This window comes from Methylocystis silviterrae, from assembly GCF_013350005.1.
GTDB classification, from domain to species: Bacteria; Pseudomonadota; Alphaproteobacteria; order Rhizobiales; family Beijerinckiaceae; genus Methylocystis; species Methylocystis silviterrae.
Map to the genome: position 1 here is coordinate 1 of NZ_JABVWW010000010.1, position 14,031 is coordinate 14,031.

The 14,031-nt window shown below is 61.3% G+C and carries 14 protein-coding genes; 5 read left to right on the forward strand and 9 right to left on the reverse strand.

Going from position 1 to position 14,031, the window contains the following annotated elements; translation table 11 throughout:
- Positions 1 to 360: 360 nt before the first annotated feature.
- The 6 genes from HUN39_RS11760 to HUN39_RS11780 all read right to left on the reverse strand — a co-directional run bounded on the left by HUN39_RS11760 (position 361) and on the right by HUN39_RS11780 (position 7,693).
- The gene (locus HUN39_RS11760; RefSeq protein WP_210266944.1) at positions 361 to 1,998 is read right to left on the reverse strand and encodes an adenylate/guanylate cyclase domain-containing protein; all 1,638 of its coding nucleotides are present in this window, start codon (positions 1,996 to 1,998) and stop codon (positions 361 to 363) included.
- A 182-nt stretch (positions 1,999 to 2,180) separates the two neighbouring features.
- On the reverse strand, positions 2,181 to 2,552 hold the full coding sequence (locus HUN39_RS11765; RefSeq protein WP_175094698.1) for a response regulator: 372 nt from the start codon (positions 2,550 to 2,552) through the stop codon (positions 2,181 to 2,183).
- Positions 2,553 to 2,569: 17 nt separating this feature from the next.
- Positions 2,570 to 5,341, reverse strand: a complete 2,772-nt coding sequence (locus HUN39_RS11770; protein ID WP_175094699.1) for a response regulator — start codon at positions 5,339 to 5,341, stop codon at positions 2,570 to 2,572.
- Between the two features lie 3 nt (positions 5,342 to 5,344).
- Positions 5,345 to 6,622 (reverse strand): urea ABC transporter substrate-binding protein, encoded by a 1,278-nt coding sequence (locus HUN39_RS11775; RefSeq protein ID WP_175094700.1) that lies wholly within the window; start codon positions 6,620 to 6,622, stop codon positions 5,345 to 5,347.
- A gap of 451 nt (positions 6,623 to 7,073) precedes the next feature.
- On the reverse strand, positions 7,074 to 7,316 hold the full coding sequence (locus HUN39_RS19655; RefSeq protein ID WP_408631406.1) for a hypothetical protein: 243 nt from the start codon (positions 7,314 to 7,316) through the stop codon (positions 7,074 to 7,076).
- Positions 7,235 to 7,693 carry a LysE family translocator gene (locus HUN39_RS11780; RefSeq protein WP_210266945.1) on the reverse strand — a complete coding sequence of 153 codons (459 nt, stop codon included), beginning with the start codon at positions 7,691 to 7,693 and terminating at the stop codon, positions 7,235 to 7,237. The genes HUN39_RS19655 and HUN39_RS11780 overlap by 82 nt, the downstream gene beginning before the upstream one ends.
- A 268-nt stretch (positions 7,694 to 7,961) precedes the next feature.
- Here HUN39_RS11780 and HUN39_RS11785 point away from each other — a divergent pair, with 268 nt between their 5' ends.
- From HUN39_RS11785 to arsA, 5 genes are read left to right on the forward strand one after another with little or no spacing between them, the layout of a single operon-like run.
- The gene (locus HUN39_RS11785) at positions 7,962 to 8,330 is read left to right on the forward strand and encodes an ArsR/SmtB family transcription factor (protein WP_175094701.1); all 369 of its coding nucleotides are present in this window, start codon (positions 7,962 to 7,964) and stop codon (positions 8,328 to 8,330) included.
- Positions 8,299 to 8,793: an ArsI/CadI family heavy metal resistance metalloenzyme gene (locus HUN39_RS11790; RefSeq protein WP_175094702.1), complete on the forward strand. Its 495-nt coding sequence runs from the start codon at positions 8,299 to 8,301 to the stop codon at positions 8,791 to 8,793. Before HUN39_RS11785 ends, HUN39_RS11790 begins: the two co-directional genes overlap by 32 nt.
- Before the next feature lie 46 nt (positions 8,794 to 8,839).
- Complete coding sequence (gene arsC, locus HUN39_RS11795) at positions 8,840 to 9,262, forward strand: arsenate reductase (glutaredoxin) (RefSeq protein WP_175094703.1); 423 nt, start codon at positions 8,840 to 8,842, stop codon at positions 9,260 to 9,262.
- A gap of 10 nt (positions 9,263 to 9,272) precedes the next feature.
- On the forward strand, positions 9,273 to 9,629 hold the full coding sequence (gene arsD / locus HUN39_RS11800; RefSeq protein WP_175094704.1) for an arsenite efflux transporter metallochaperone ArsD: 357 nt from the start codon (positions 9,273 to 9,275) through the stop codon (positions 9,627 to 9,629).
- A gap of 9 nt (positions 9,630 to 9,638) precedes the next feature.
- A complete protein-coding gene (gene arsA, locus HUN39_RS11805) occupies positions 9,639 to 11,408 on the forward strand; it encodes an arsenical pump-driving ATPase (RefSeq protein WP_175094705.1) in 1,770 nt (589 codons plus the stop codon).
- Between the two features lie 142 nt (positions 11,409 to 11,550).
- Here the strand turns inward: arsA and HUN39_RS11810 are convergent, their stop codons facing one another.
- The 3 genes from HUN39_RS11810 to moaA form a co-directional block, all read right to left on the reverse strand.
- Entirely contained in the window at positions 11,551 to 11,868 is a 318-nt protein-coding gene (locus HUN39_RS11810) for a hypothetical protein (RefSeq protein ID WP_175094706.1), read from the reverse strand.
- A gap of 163 nt (positions 11,869 to 12,031) precedes the next feature.
- Positions 12,032 to 12,907, reverse strand: coding sequence for an NAD(P)-dependent oxidoreductase (locus HUN39_RS11815; RefSeq protein WP_175094707.1), 876 nt, complete (start codon positions 12,905 to 12,907; stop codon positions 12,032 to 12,034).
- Between the two features lie 3 nt (positions 12,908 to 12,910).
- On the reverse strand, positions 12,911 to 13,963 hold the full coding sequence (gene moaA, locus HUN39_RS11820) for a GTP 3',8-cyclase MoaA (protein ID WP_175094708.1): 1,053 nt from the start codon (positions 13,961 to 13,963) through the stop codon (positions 12,911 to 12,913).
- Between the last annotated feature and the right edge of the window lie 68 nt (positions 13,964 to 14,031).

Genomic DNA, 14,031 nt, shown 5'->3' on the forward strand with positions numbered 1-14,031 from the left:
CTTCCCGGAAGGATGGCCTCGAGCCGCCTCACGCCCAACAGCCAGTCCACGAAAAGCCCGGTTATTGGAGGTGTCCATCTTTTGATCGAGAGCGTGTTGCAGCCGCCGGCGGCGTCATCGACCAAGCCGCATATGGGGATCTGCTCGCGAAGGGCGAGGCTTAAAAGGTGCCTCGCCTCTCGCCGGAAAATGCGTGTGGGACAAGTCCTTGAGCGCGTTGAAATCGTCGACTGCGGCGTCGCGGTCGGCGACGTCGAAGTGACGCCAGCCATTTAGAAGCCGCGAAATCATAAAAAATAGGCAGGTCTCATTCTTTGGAGACAGAGAGTTCGGCTCAGACGTCAGCCCGGCGGATCCTATTTACCGGGAAGCTGCGTCCTGCCTTCTCCCGGTCAGAAAAAAGGCTTCCATGGCGCCCTTGCCCTTGATTTCGAGGCTGTCACGCGGCGTCAAAATGAAGTCCCTGCATAGATGCTCATAGGTCGATCGTGAAACCTGGATGCGGCCTGGCAGGCTGTTCGACTCCAGCCGGCTCGCGATGTTCACCGCGTCGCCCCAGATATCGTAAATGAACTTGTGCGCGCCGATCACGCCCGCGACGACGTCGCCGGAGTTCATGCCCATCCTGATCTCGAGCGGCGCAGGCAATGTCTCGTTGAGAATTTCCAGGGTTTCGGCCATGGCCAACGCCATGTCCGCGACGGCGTGCGCGTGATCGCCCCGATTGCCGAAGAGCCCGCAGGCGACCATGTACGCGTCGCCAATCGTCTTGATCTTCTCGACGCCAAAATTGAGCGCGAGCCCGTCAAACGCCGAGAAAACGCGTCCCAATACGCCAACAAGTTCGGGGGCCGGCAGCCTGGAGGAGAGCTCGGTGAAGCCGACGAAATCCGCAAACAGAATCGTGACGTCGTTGACATGATCCGCGATGACCGTTTCGCCGCTCTTCAGGCGCGCGACAATCGGCGCCGGAAGAATATTGAGGAGAAGCTGCTCGGAGCGCTCTTTTTCGGTGCACAACGCTTCGAGCGCCTCGCGCTCTCGATCCCGGAGATGCTTTTTTTCCAGTGACGATCCGATGCGCGCGCGAAGAAGCACCGGATCGAAAGGCTTCGCGAGATAATCGTCGGCGCCCGCTTCGATGCATCTGACGATGGAGTCGATCTCGTTCAAGGCCGATATCACGATGACTGGAATGTCTCTCAAGTCAGGATCAGACTTGAGGATCGAAAGAACATCGAACCCGCTGATATCCGGCATCAGCAGATCGAGCAAGATGAGATCAAAGGGCGCCTGCCGCAACATTTTCAGCGAGCAAGATCCATTTTCAGCCAGCGCGACAGAGTGGCCCTGTCGTTCCAGACGGCGCTTCAGGAGCTCGCGATTGGACGCGTTGTCGTCGACCACGAGGATGCGGCTCGGCTGTACGGCGACACTGTCGGCTTCGTTTTCTGAGATCGGCTGGACAGAGGCGACGAAGCGATGTGCGACCATGGCGGAGACAGGTCCCGAGCCGACTTCGGCGTCCGCCGCCGCCTCGGTCTCGGGGAGTGAAAAATTGACCAGGCCGTCGATACGCTCAAGCAGGCGCGACGCTTCCTCCAGAAGTCGATTGAGATCCGAGACCAGCGCCCGCGCGTCGTCGACGCCCGCTGCGTCTTCGCGCAGCATTTCGCCATATCCCTTGATGGCGTTAATGGGCGTGCGCAGATTGTGCCGCAAGAGGCGACGATAGTCCTCGGAATCCTCGCCTGGCCCTTGCGTCGGCGCGCGGGACCGACTCACGAGTGACGCGATGAAATCAATCAGCGAACGGCTCGCGGCGTGGATTTTCTCGAGGTCGTCACGAAATTCCCCGTGACCGTTCCTTTCGGCCTCGTCCAGCAAAATTTCGGCATAGCCCGCAATCGCATCTGCAGGCGCGCTCAGCTCCTGCTGCACATAAGCAAGCAGCGCGCGATCGCTCCTGTCGGCGGCCGGCCGGAAGTCATGCGACATTATCGAATTTTCCCAGAAAGCCGGAACGCGCCAGCGCCCGCCGTCCAAGATGCGTGAACCGTGTTCCTCATAAATGTTTCAACCAGTAGGTCGCCGGAGTTCGCTCTGCGACGACGGCGAGCGGAACGCGGCCGCGCATCGCTGGAGACGGAGGCTTCGAGACGACAATTGATCAGATGAGGCTAAGCGCCAGATTCAATCAGCGCTGTGATCTTACCCAGAAGACGCGTGATCTCGACAGGTTTCGTGTCATAGTCGTCGCAGCCGGCTTCGATCGCCTTCTCCCGGTCCCCCGCCATCGCATGGGCGGTGAGGGCGATGACCGGGATCTTGCGCGTCGCTTCGTTTTCTCTGACCCGGCGGGCCGCCTCCCAGCCATCAATGACCGGCAGGCTCATGTCCATCAGGATGAGATCGGGCGATTCGGCGGCGGCCATCTCGACGCCTTGCTGGCCATCTATGGCGATCACGACTTCATAGCCATTGCGCCTGAGGCGCCGCGACAGCATATCCCGATTCATCTCGTTATCTTCGACAAGCAAAATCTTCACCACCGACCCTGTCTCCGATGTCAATGCGCTTGGACGGCGTCCGTCGCGCTGGGATTAAGGCACTGACGCATAATCGTCACCAGCTCCTCAAGATAGTCATGGTCCTTCGTGATGATGTCAGCTCCGAATTCTTTCAGCTTGCAAATATCCTCTTCGCTGAGATCTTTGGCCGTGACGATGATGACCGGCAAATGGTCATAGGCGCGCCGCTTACGCAATTCTCTCAAGAAACCGAAGCCATCGAGATTTGGCATCATCAGGTCGAGAAGGATCAGATCCGGCGCCGGATTTTCAGCGATCCAGTCGAGCCCATCCCGCCCGTTGATGACGGCTTCGGCCGTGTAGCCAGCGCCCGAAACGCAGCGGCAAAGAAGCTCGCGCGTCGCGGAGTCGTCCTCGAGGATGAGCACCTTAGTTTCGCTCGAGGCCCCGCAATAAAGCGTCATCAGGGCGGTCAGGCGCTGACGATCAATGGGCTTTGTCAAAAGCTCCGCCGCCCCGAGCGGAATCGCCAGAGCGCGCTCGTTGAGAATCGTCACCATGATGACGGGGATGTTCCGCAGCTCGTCATCCTCCTTGAGCTGCCTGAGCACGCTCCAGCCATCGAGCTGGGGCATCATCACATCCAGCGTGATCGCATTCGGCCTATGCTGTCTCGCCAGGGCCAGCGCTTCCAGCCCATTGCGGGCGGCGATGACGTGATAGCCCTTGTTCTCCAAAGTTCGTGTGAGCAGGTCGCGCGCCGTCGCGTCGTCGTCGACGACCAGTATCGTCGGGAGAGACCGGGACGAAGTCGGCTCGGCCGGTTTTTTCGTCGCGAGGGGCTCCTGCCGGTCCGGAAGCCTGATCGTGAAGGTCGAGCCTGCGCCCAGCGCGCTCCCAACGGAGATATCGCCACCGAGCGCCGCGCAAAAATGCTTGGTGATCGCGAGCCCCAGCCCCGTCCCTCCGAAGCGCTTCGTGGTCGAGGCGTCCGCTTGCGTGAAGGCCTGGAACAGGCGGGCAAGCTGCTCCTGCGTCATGCCGAGCCCCGTGTCCGACACGTGGAAAACCACGGAAGCGTCGGCGTCGCGCTCGACGGTCAGAGCGACTTTTCCCTGGCTCGTGAACTTGTTTGCGTTGCTCATGAGATTGAGCAGGCACTGCTTGACCTTCGTCTCGTCGGACAAAAAGGCGCCGATGTCGTCCGAGCAGCAGAGCTCAAGCGCATTGCCGTTCTTGTCCGCGAGGGGCTGAACGATCGAAAGGACCTCATTCACGAGAGGCCTGATCTCCACCCTCTCGATGAAGACCTCCATCTTTCCGGCTTCGATTTTGGAAAGATCGAGAATATCGTTGATCAGGCCAAGCAGGTGCCGGCCCGCGCTCTCGATCCTCTTCAGGTCCTCGATCGGCTCTGGATCGTCGTTGTCGAGCGCGTTCTCCTGCAGCATTTCGCTATAACCGATGATGGCGTTGAGCGGTGTGCGAAGCTCATGGCTCATGTTTGCAAGAAAGGCGCTTTTTGTCTTGCTGGCTTCCTCTGCCGCCACGCGCGCGACGGACAATTCCTCGTTCGCGAGCTGAAGTTCGCGCGTGCGCGCCCGGATCTTGTCCTCCATGGAATCGTAAAGTCCGCGCAGCTCCACGGTCATGGAGCGGATCGCTCTCAGCAGGAGACCCGTTTCGTCACGGCTGCCAATCTCGAAATTTGCGTCGAGATCCCCCGCGGCGACCTTCTCGGCGACGCCGACAGCGGTCTTGATGGGCTTGGTGATCGTGCGCGCGACGCCCATGGCCAAAGCGATAATCGGTGGAATCATGAAGAACAGCAGCCAGAGCGTCGCCTCCTTTTGCGCACTGGTCAGCGCGAAGGCCTCCTTCGTGCTCTGCTGCACGACCATGCCCCATCGAAAGGAGGGAACGTAGGTCCACGAGGCGACGACGGGCCTGTTCTCGAGGTCATCGAAGAGGCCCGAGCCGTGGACGCCGGCGAGCGCCCGAGCGAGCGCAGGAAAAGCGCCGCCATCGAGAGGCGCCCTGATGCTGAAAGCCTTGGAAGCGTCGTGCCGCAGTGGGTTGACCACCACCATTTGGCTCTGATCGAAGCGGGCCGCGACCAGCACCTCTCCCGTTTCGCCGAGACCCGTATAGTCATTGATGAGGCTGTAAAGCTCCTGGTTATCGAGCTGGAAGACGACGACGCCGATCACGACGCCGTTGTCCAGAACAGGCCCCGCAATAAAGGCGGCAGGCTCTTTCAGCCCCGGATAGATCTGAAACGCGGAAATCTCGGCCTGCAGCAATGTGCGCGCCCGATTAATCGTGTCCGAAAGCTCCGTTCCCTTGAGCGGTCCGCCGAGCGAATTTGGGTTGAAAAGGGCAGTGTCCGACTGCTCGAAAAGCGTGAAGCCTTCGGGCGAGACAATCGCGCCGTTGACATAGTTGAACGTATCGGAAAGACGCTTGAGAGTCGGTCCGTGTTTCGCGACCGCTTGGCGATAGGAGTCCGAGTCTCTCCCGCTCGTCCTTATGGCTTCGGAAAATTCCCGGGTGGCCTCGCCAATTGAGGCGCTGTGCATCAGAGATTCGACGCTTCGGATTTTTTCAAGCGTCAGAGTCTCCAGCTGCTCCACTTTCTTCTTGGCGACAACCTGCAACGACGTCTGAATCGCCTGCTCGAGAGACTCTCGCGAAATGTCATAGGTTCGCCAAGCGAGGAGGCCGCAGGAGACGATATTGATCGCAAGGAACCAGAAGATGATCTTGGCGCCGATCGAGCGCCGGAGGAAATCGAGCCTGGGAAGCTTCATGGATCAGTCCGCCTCTGTCGGATTCGCCCATCTGCCGCCCCATCTGTTGTACAAGGCGGTCAGAAATTCCTCCCACTCGGCTTTCGTGCGAGTCGGCGGATAGGGCACGGGACGGATCGGACGATCGATCGTCCAGACAAGCTCGATCCGGCCATCAGTTTGAATTTTACCGACAGAGAAAGACCGCCAAGTATGCTGCGTGTAAGGATCAACCGACACCAGACCTTCGGGCGCATCGAGGGTCTCGGTCAGCATGGTGCGCTTGACCCTCTGAACGTCGAAGGACTGCGCCTCCTCGACCGCCTTCGCCCATAAGATGACGCTGAAGTATGAGGTCGCAATAACGTCGCTGGTCACACGGTTGGCGCCATATCTTTCACGAAAGGCGCGAATGAACCGCTCGTTCTCCGGTTTCTTGATCGCCTCGAAATAGCTCCAGGCGCTGTAATGGCCTTGGAGGCTCGCAATCGGTAGGCTGCGAAGCTCCTCCTCGCCGATGCTGACGGAGACAACCGGCAATTTGTTAGCGGAAAGCCCAGCGTCGGTCAGCGCCTGATAGAACGCCTTGTTGGAATCGCCCACGACCGAACTGATAATAACGTCCGGCTGCGCCAGCTTGATTTTTTGGACCGCCCGAGAGACGTTGGCGCTTCCAAAGAAAATATAGTCTTCGCCCACAAGCTCCGCGCCAAGCGCGCGGATCGTGTCCTTCATAATTTCGTTGATGCTGTGCGGCCAAACATAATCTGAGCCGATCAAATAGAATTTTTTGCCAATGTGGTCGAGGCTCCATTTGATCGCCGGAATGACCTGCTGATTGGGCGCCGCGCCCGTATAGATAATGTTGGGAGACTGTTCGAGTCCCTCATAGGCCATAGGATAGACTAACAGCTGACCATATTTTTCGATAATGGGCGCGACCGTCTTACGGCTTGCGGAGGTCCAGCATCCGAAAATCACGGATACGTTTTCCTGTGTGATCAGGCGCTCGGCCTCTTTCGCGAAGGTCGGCCAATCGGATTTGCCGTCGGCGATGATCGGCTGAATCTTGCGTCCCAGTAAGCCGCCCTTCGCATTGATCTCCTCAATCGCGAGCAACTCCGCGTCGACCATTGAATTCTCGCTGATCGCCATCGGCCCAGAGCGCGAGTGCAGGATGCCGACCTTGATCGGTGCGCTTTCCGCCCTGAAAAGGAGCATCGTCGCGGCGAATAGCGTCGCGGCGGCGATTGCGACCGCGATAAAGCCTTTCCACGCGCTGCGAGGACTCTCGAGGGCCATTGGCCGTATCCTGCTTCCGAGTTTGTTAAAATCGACAGGACATCGTTTTACTCGATCGCCGCCTCGCCTTCCAGGCGCGCGCCGTCAAGTTGCAGTTAATTGTATGAATGCGCTGGCTCGGACGTGTTGTTGCTGTGACCTGACCTGCCGCTGCAAAGTTCCTCCACGGGGGATGCGAGTCCGGCCATTCGAAGACGGACCTATGAAGCGCGCATGGTGTTGGCCAACGAGCGCAAGCGCTTCGGCGCTCGGCGGCTATTCATTCTGCTTCGGCGACGCCGCTCGAAGCGGAGGTCGACAGCGCCGTCACAGAGCTGTTCGTCGTCGAGAGGCCCGTCGACAGAGAGGCGACGCCCGACTGCGCCGTGCTGACGCCCGTCGACAGAGAGGCGACGCCGCTCGAGGCGGAAGGCTCAAGAAATGGGACGAGCCGTGGCTGCTGCTTATGTTCTCACGTCTTGGCCGCTGCGGTCGCCACTCCTGCGGCGACAAGAACGCCACCGCTGGCGCGCTTCGTCCAGACCGCAACATCAGAGCGGGAGAGCAAGGATCGCGCTGCGGAAGCTGTCAGTGCGTAGCCTGCGTCTGTGGCGGCGACGATTAAGCAGAACGTCACCGTGAGCACCGCCGCCTGCAACGGATAACTGCCGTTCGCATCGATGAACTGGGGCACGAAGGATACGTAAAAGATGATGGTCTTGGGGTGAAAGACGCCGACGGCGACGTTCCCGAGAAATGCGGGCGTGGAGAGATTGCGTCGGTCTTTGGTTCTGCTGATGTGGCCCGGCTGGTTTTGAAGAAAATGTAGAGGCCGAGAACAATCAGATATAACGCGCCAACCCACTTTAGCACCGAGAACGCTAGCGCCGAGGCGGCGAGTAGCGCGCCAACGCCGACAAGCGACAACGTCATCGCAATCGCGTTACCCACCGTCATGCCAGCGACGGAGGCCAACGCAGTCTTGCGGCCCGAGCCGAGCGCGTAACCGACGATCGCAACGACGCCCGGTCCCGGGATCAACCCCATGACGACAGACGCGGCGGCGAAGGCTAACCAAACCGAAAAGGTCATATTTGACTCCAAACAAATGGAAAGCTGACATGGCGCGATTTTGAAGAATTCGATTATCGCAGGCAACACAGCCCGTCCTGGCGGCATGTCGTCGGCTCTTGGCGTCGCCGAGCGCGATTTGCTCCTGCCGTTGGCCCACCATCATCAATTCCGCCGTCAAAGTCTGGCGACATGACTGAAAGGACAAAGTCACGTTTTCCTACGCTCCACTCTATCTGCATGTTCTGGACGGGCTTGACTCGGCGAATAGTTCCATCATATTGGAAATATGGAAAAGCACGAAGCCATAGCCGCCCTCGTTGCGCTCGGTCACGAAACTCGGCTCGATATTTTCCGGCTGCTCATGCAAGCCGGACCTAAGGGGCTTGCCGCGGGGCAAATCGGCGAGCGGCTCGCGCTCCCGCCGGCGACGCTGTCTTTCCACCTGAGCCAGCTCAAGCACGCGGAGCTCATCACCTTTCGGCGCGAAAGCCGGTCGCTGATCTACTCGGCGGCTTATCCGGTCATGAACGCGTTGCTCGCCTACATGACCGAGAATTGCTGCCAAGGCGCAACCGCCTCATGCGAAGCCGCTACTCCTTCAACTTGCCAGCCAAAGGGAAGCCATGAAACGTCTGCACGTGCACGTATCCGTTGATGACCTTGCGGGGTCCATCCGCTTTTACAGCGCGCTTTTCGGGTCGGCGCCGACCGTCGCTAAACCCGATTACGCGAAATGGACGCTGGATGATCCGCGCGTGAACTTCGCGATATCGTCGCGCGGCGGACAGGCTGGCGTCGATCATCTGGGGATCGAGGTCGAGACGCCCGAAGAGCTGAAAGAAGTCTATCAGCGCCTGCAACAGGCCGAACGGCCCGTGCTGGAAGAGGGCGCGACAACCTGCTGCTACGCCAAGTCGGAGAAAGCATGGACGTCCGACCCGCAAGGGCTTTTATGGGAGTCTTTCCTGACTACCGGCGAAAGCACGATTTACGGCGGCGACGTAGCGCTTGCGGGATTCCGCGCGAGCGCCGCTAAGGGGGAGTCCTCCGCCTGCTGCGGTGAGAAGATTGCGCCTGTGATTGGGGCTGCTTGTTGTTCTGGAGCTCAGAATGACTGAGACCGATTCAGGCGCAAGCCACGACCACAAAACGGACGCCTGAGCGATGACCATCACCATCTATCACAACCCCGCCTGCGGCACGTCGCGCAACACGCTGGCGATGATCCGCCAAAGCGGCGAAGAGCCGGTCGTCATCGAGTATCTGAACGACCCGCCGACGCGCGAGCGACTTGTCGAGCTGCTCAAAGCCATGGGCGTTTCAGCGCGCGAACTGCTTCGCCAGAAAGGCGCGCCCTATGATGCGCTTGGCCTTGGCGATCCAAAGTGGACGGAAGAGGAATTAATCGGCTTCATGCTCGAACATCCGATCCTCATCAACCGTCCAATCGTCGTGACGCCGAAGGGCGCACGGCTGTGCCGTCCCTCGGAAACCGTGCTCGACATTCTGCCCAATCCCGCCATTGGCGATTTCACCAAGGAAGATGGCGAAGTCGTCATCGGCAGGGCTACCCAACCTCAATCCTGAAAGGACGAAAATGACGACCATTCAAGTTTTTGATCCCGCCCTGTGTTGCAGCACCGGCGTCTGCGGCGTCGAAACCGATCAGGCGCTTGTCACCTTCGCCGCCGACGTTGATTGGGCGAAGCAGAACGGCGCACGAATCGAGCGCTTCAATCTCGCCCAGCAACCCATGGTCTTTGCTGAAAATGCGAGCGTTAAGGGCTTTCTCGAACGTTCGGGGCAGGAAGCCCTGCCGCTGATCCTCATTGACGGCGAAATCGCGCTCGCCGGACGCTATCCGAACCGTGAGGAACTTGCGCGCTGGGCGGGTGTTAAAAAGGTCGAGGACGCAAAACAAGGCGCGTGCTGTAGCGGGTCGTCCTGCTGCTGAAAGGCCGAAATGAAATTTCTTGAACAGGCTCCGCGCTTCCTCTTCTTCACGGGCAAAGGCGGCGTTGGGAAAACCTCGATCGCCTGCGCAACGGCGATAGAGCTCTCCGAAACCGGACGCCGCGTGCTGCTCGTCAGCACCGATCCGGCCTCGAATGTCGGGCAGGTGTTCGGGGTCGGCATCGGCGACAAAATCACGGCGATTGGCGCCGTACCCAACCTGTTCGCGCTGGAAATCGACCCGCAGGCCGCCGCGCAAGCCTATCGCGATCGCATCGTCGGCCCCGTGCGCGGCAAGCTGCCGGAAAGCGTGGTGAGGGGTATCGAAGAGCAGCTTTCCGGAGCCTGCACGACGGAAATCGCCGCCTTCGACGAATTTACCGCGCTGTTGACGGACAGGGCCATTACGTCGGCATACGACCATGTCGTCTTCGACACGGCGCCGACCGGACACACCATCCGCCTGTTGCAGCTCCCCGTCGCGTGGAGCGGCTTCCTTGAGGCGGGGAAAGGCGACGCCTCCTGCCTTGGTCCGCTTGCCGGATTGGAAAAGCAGCGCGCCCAATACAGCGCCGCGGTCGCCGCTTTGGCCGACGGTCAGCGCACCCGCCTGATCCTCGTCGCCCGCGCCCAAAATTCCGCGCTGCGCGAAGCCGCGCGCACGCATGAGGAGCTGGCGGCGATCGGCCTCCATCAGCAATTCCTCGTTGTGAATGGTCTGCTGCCAAAGGAAGAGGCGGCGCTCGATGCGCTCGCCGCCGCCCTTTACGCGCGCGAGCAGGCGGCCTTAGCCACCATGCCTGACACGCTGCGCGCCTTGCCCTGCGACTATGTGCCTTTGAAGCCGTTCAATCTCGTCGGACTCGATGCGTTACGCCAGCTCCTCGTTGCGACGCCATCGCACATCGAAGCGGCGGTCGGCGAACCGCTTGAGCCGCACGCGCCCATCCTTTCGGAACTGGTGGACGGCATCGCCGCCGATGGTCATGGCCTCGTCATGCTGATGGGCAAGGGCGGCGTCGGCAAGACGACGCTTGCGGCGGCGGTCGCCGTCGAGCTGGCGCATCGCGGACTGCCCGTCCATCTCACCACTTCCGACCCTGCCGCGCATCTCGCCGAAACGCTGCATGGTTCGCTCGACAATCTGACCGTGAGCCGCATCGACCCGCACGCCGAAACCGAACGCTACCGGCAAGAGGTGCTGAGGACGAAGGGCGCAAAGCTCGACGCGCAGGGGCGCGCCTTGCTCGAAGAGGATTTGCGCTCGCCCTGCACGGAAGAAATCGCCGTCTTTCAGGCGTTCTCGCGCATCATCCGCGAAGCGGGCAAAAAATTCGTCGTCATGGACACCGCGCCGACCGGCCACACGCTGCTGCTCCTTGACGCGACAGGAGCCTATCACCGCGAGGTCGCACGGATGCTGGACGCCAAGGGCGCGCATTACATGACGCCGATGATGCAGCTTCAGGACGCGCGCAGAACCAAGGTTTTGCTCGTGACGCTCGCGGAAACGACGCCGGTCCTGGAAGCCGCCAACCTGCAAGCGGATTTGCGACGTGCGGGCATCGAACCTTGGGCGTGGGTCATCAATAACAGCGTCGCGGCGGCGCGTCCGCGCTCGCCCCTCTTACGCAAGCGCGCCGAGAATGAGCTGGCGGAAATGGAAAAGGTCGCGACAACCCACGCGCGCCGCTACGCCGTCGTGCCGCTGCTAAGGGACGAGCCGGTCGGGGCGCCGCGCCTTCTCGAATTGGCTGGCCATGCGACGGAACCCGCCTGAAACGCTCGTCATCCTGTTCGGCCTGCAAGGAACGAGCGGATCATTCGACCCTGAAAAAAGAAAAAGGCGAAGACGTCCGTTTCCGAACGATCCTCGCCCAAGGCCAGCCCCTTGGCCTAATCCGGGTGCGCGACTCTCGGCGTCAATTGGCGCAGGAGACGCTACGCATGTAACGGACGCGACCCCGCTCGTCAGCTTTCGGCGTGATGACGAGCGTGCAATCTTCATCCTCCACGCCGTAGGCGCGCCCCACTCGGATTGCCGGCCCGCGCGCAAGCGGACGCATGCCGACGTCGCTAAGGCTCACGGCGGCTTGGACGCCAGTGGCGGTGGATTGAATCTTCGGATCAGACGCTGAAGGCGCGGCTGCGACAGCAGCAACCGCGCAGATGGCGACTGTGAATCCGAGAATAATCCGCGACGTGCGGCTTGCGAAAGGGCTTTCGCGCGAAACGGCCATTTAGGGCTCCCACAGGGTCATCGGGAATTTCCCCAGATCGCTACTCGAACGATGCGAACCTGGACGCTTCCTCTTTTGCCGGGGAGAAACGCAGCGGCCCCGCTAATGGTTCCGCCGCAGTCGCGAAATTTACGAAATTTTAAGATTTAGCCATAAATCCGCCCTATCGCTCCAGTCGGGCGATGAGGCTCGACGTGTCCCAGCGCCGCCCGCCCATCTTCTCCACCTCGGCGTAGAACTGGTCGACGAGCGCCGCGATCGGCAGCCGCGCGCCATTGCGCCGCGCCTCGGCAAGGCAGATCGATAGGTCCTTGCGCATCCATTCGACCGCGAACCCGAAGTCGAACTCGCCGGCGAGCATTGTTTTCGTGCGATTTTCCATCTGCCACGATTGCGCCGCGCCGTTCTTTAGGAGATCGACGACGTTCTCTGCGTCGAGTCCGGCGGCGCCGGCGAAATGCAGCGCCTCCGCCAGGCTCTGGACGAGGCCGGCAATGGCGATCTGATTGACCATCTTGGTGAGCTGCCCCGCGCCCGGCGGCCCCATCAGCCGGCACGCCCGCGCGTAGCATGCGATCACCGGCTCCGCCTTGGCGAAGCTCGACGGATCGCCGCCGCACATGACGGTGAGGGCGCCCTTCTCGGCTCCGGCCTGGCCGCCGGAAATCGGCGCGTCGATGAAGCCGAACCCGCGCTCGGCCGCCGCGGCGTGGAGTTCCCGCGCAACCTCCGCCGAAGCCGTCGTATGGTCGACGAAGATCGCGCCCGCCGACATGCCGGCGAAGGCGCCGCCGTCGCCAATCGTCACCGCGCGCAGATCGTCGTCATTGCCGACGCAGGAAAAGACGAATTCTGCGCCATTTGCTGCTTCGGCTGGCGCCGAAAACCATGCCGCGCCGGGATGGTCCGCCACGAATTTCTCGGCCTTGGCGGCGGTGCGGTTATAGACCCGCACCTTATGGCCGGCGCGATGAAGATGGCCGGCCATGGGATAGCCCATGACGCCAAGGCCGATGAAAGCGAGGGAAGAAGGCTCCATATATCAGCCGCCCGTCATGCTCATGTGGCGCGAGACAGCGGGAGCCGGCGCGGTTCGATCGATCACAAAATCGTGGCCCTTGGGCTTGCGCAGAATCGCGGTTTCGATCGCCTGGTGCAGCAGCGCGTCGTCGGCGCTTTCGCGCAGCGGCGCGCGAAGGTCCGCCGCGTCCTCCTGGCCGAGGCACATATAAAGCGTCCCGGTGCAGGTGACGCGCACGCGATTGCAGCTCTCACAGAAATTATGGGTGAGCGGCGTGATGAAGCCGATGCGCCCGCCGGTTTCGCGCGCGCGCATGTAACGCGCGGGGCCGCCGGTGCGATAGTCAATTTCGTCGAGCGTGAACGCTTCGCTCAGCCGATCGCGCACCTCCTGCATCGGCAGATATTGGTCGGCGCGTTCCGGCCCGTCGAGTTCGCCGAGCGGCATCACCTCGATGAAGGTCATGTCCATCCCGTTTTCGTGGGCGAAGCGCACGAGCGGGACGAATTCGTCTTCGTTCATGCCTTTCAGCGCCACGGCGTTGAGCTTCACTTTGAGGCCGGCGGCGCGGACGGCGGCGATTCCCGCCAGAACCTGCGCATGCGCGCCGGTGCGGGTCAGGGCTCTGAAGCGGTCTGGGTCGAGCGTGTCGAGAGAGACATTGACGCGCCGCACGCCGCAATCGGCGAGTTCCGCCGCGAAACGCGCAAGCTGCGAGCCGTTGGTGGTGAGCGTCAGCTCCTCCAGCGCGCCCGTGTCGAGATGGCGCGAGAGGGCGCGAAACAGCTTCATCACGTCGTGGCGCACCAGCGGCTCGCCGCCGGTGATGCGCAACCTTTTGGTTCCGCGCGAGACGAAAGCGGAGCACAGCCTGTCGAGCTCCTCGAGCGTCAGCAGGTCGCTGCGCGGCAGGAACTGCATATGTTCGGACATGCAGTAGACGCAGCGAAAATCGCATCGGTCGGTGACGGAGACGCGCAAATAGGAAATCGTCCGCCCGAAGGGGTCGACAAGCGGCGCCGGCGCGGCGGCCGCGGGCGTCGCAATTGCAGGCCCTCTGGCGTGGGCGTTCATCCTTACCTCGAACCGGCGGAAATTCGGCGTCCTCCATATATTGCCGGAACGGCGTCCCGTGAAGCCCA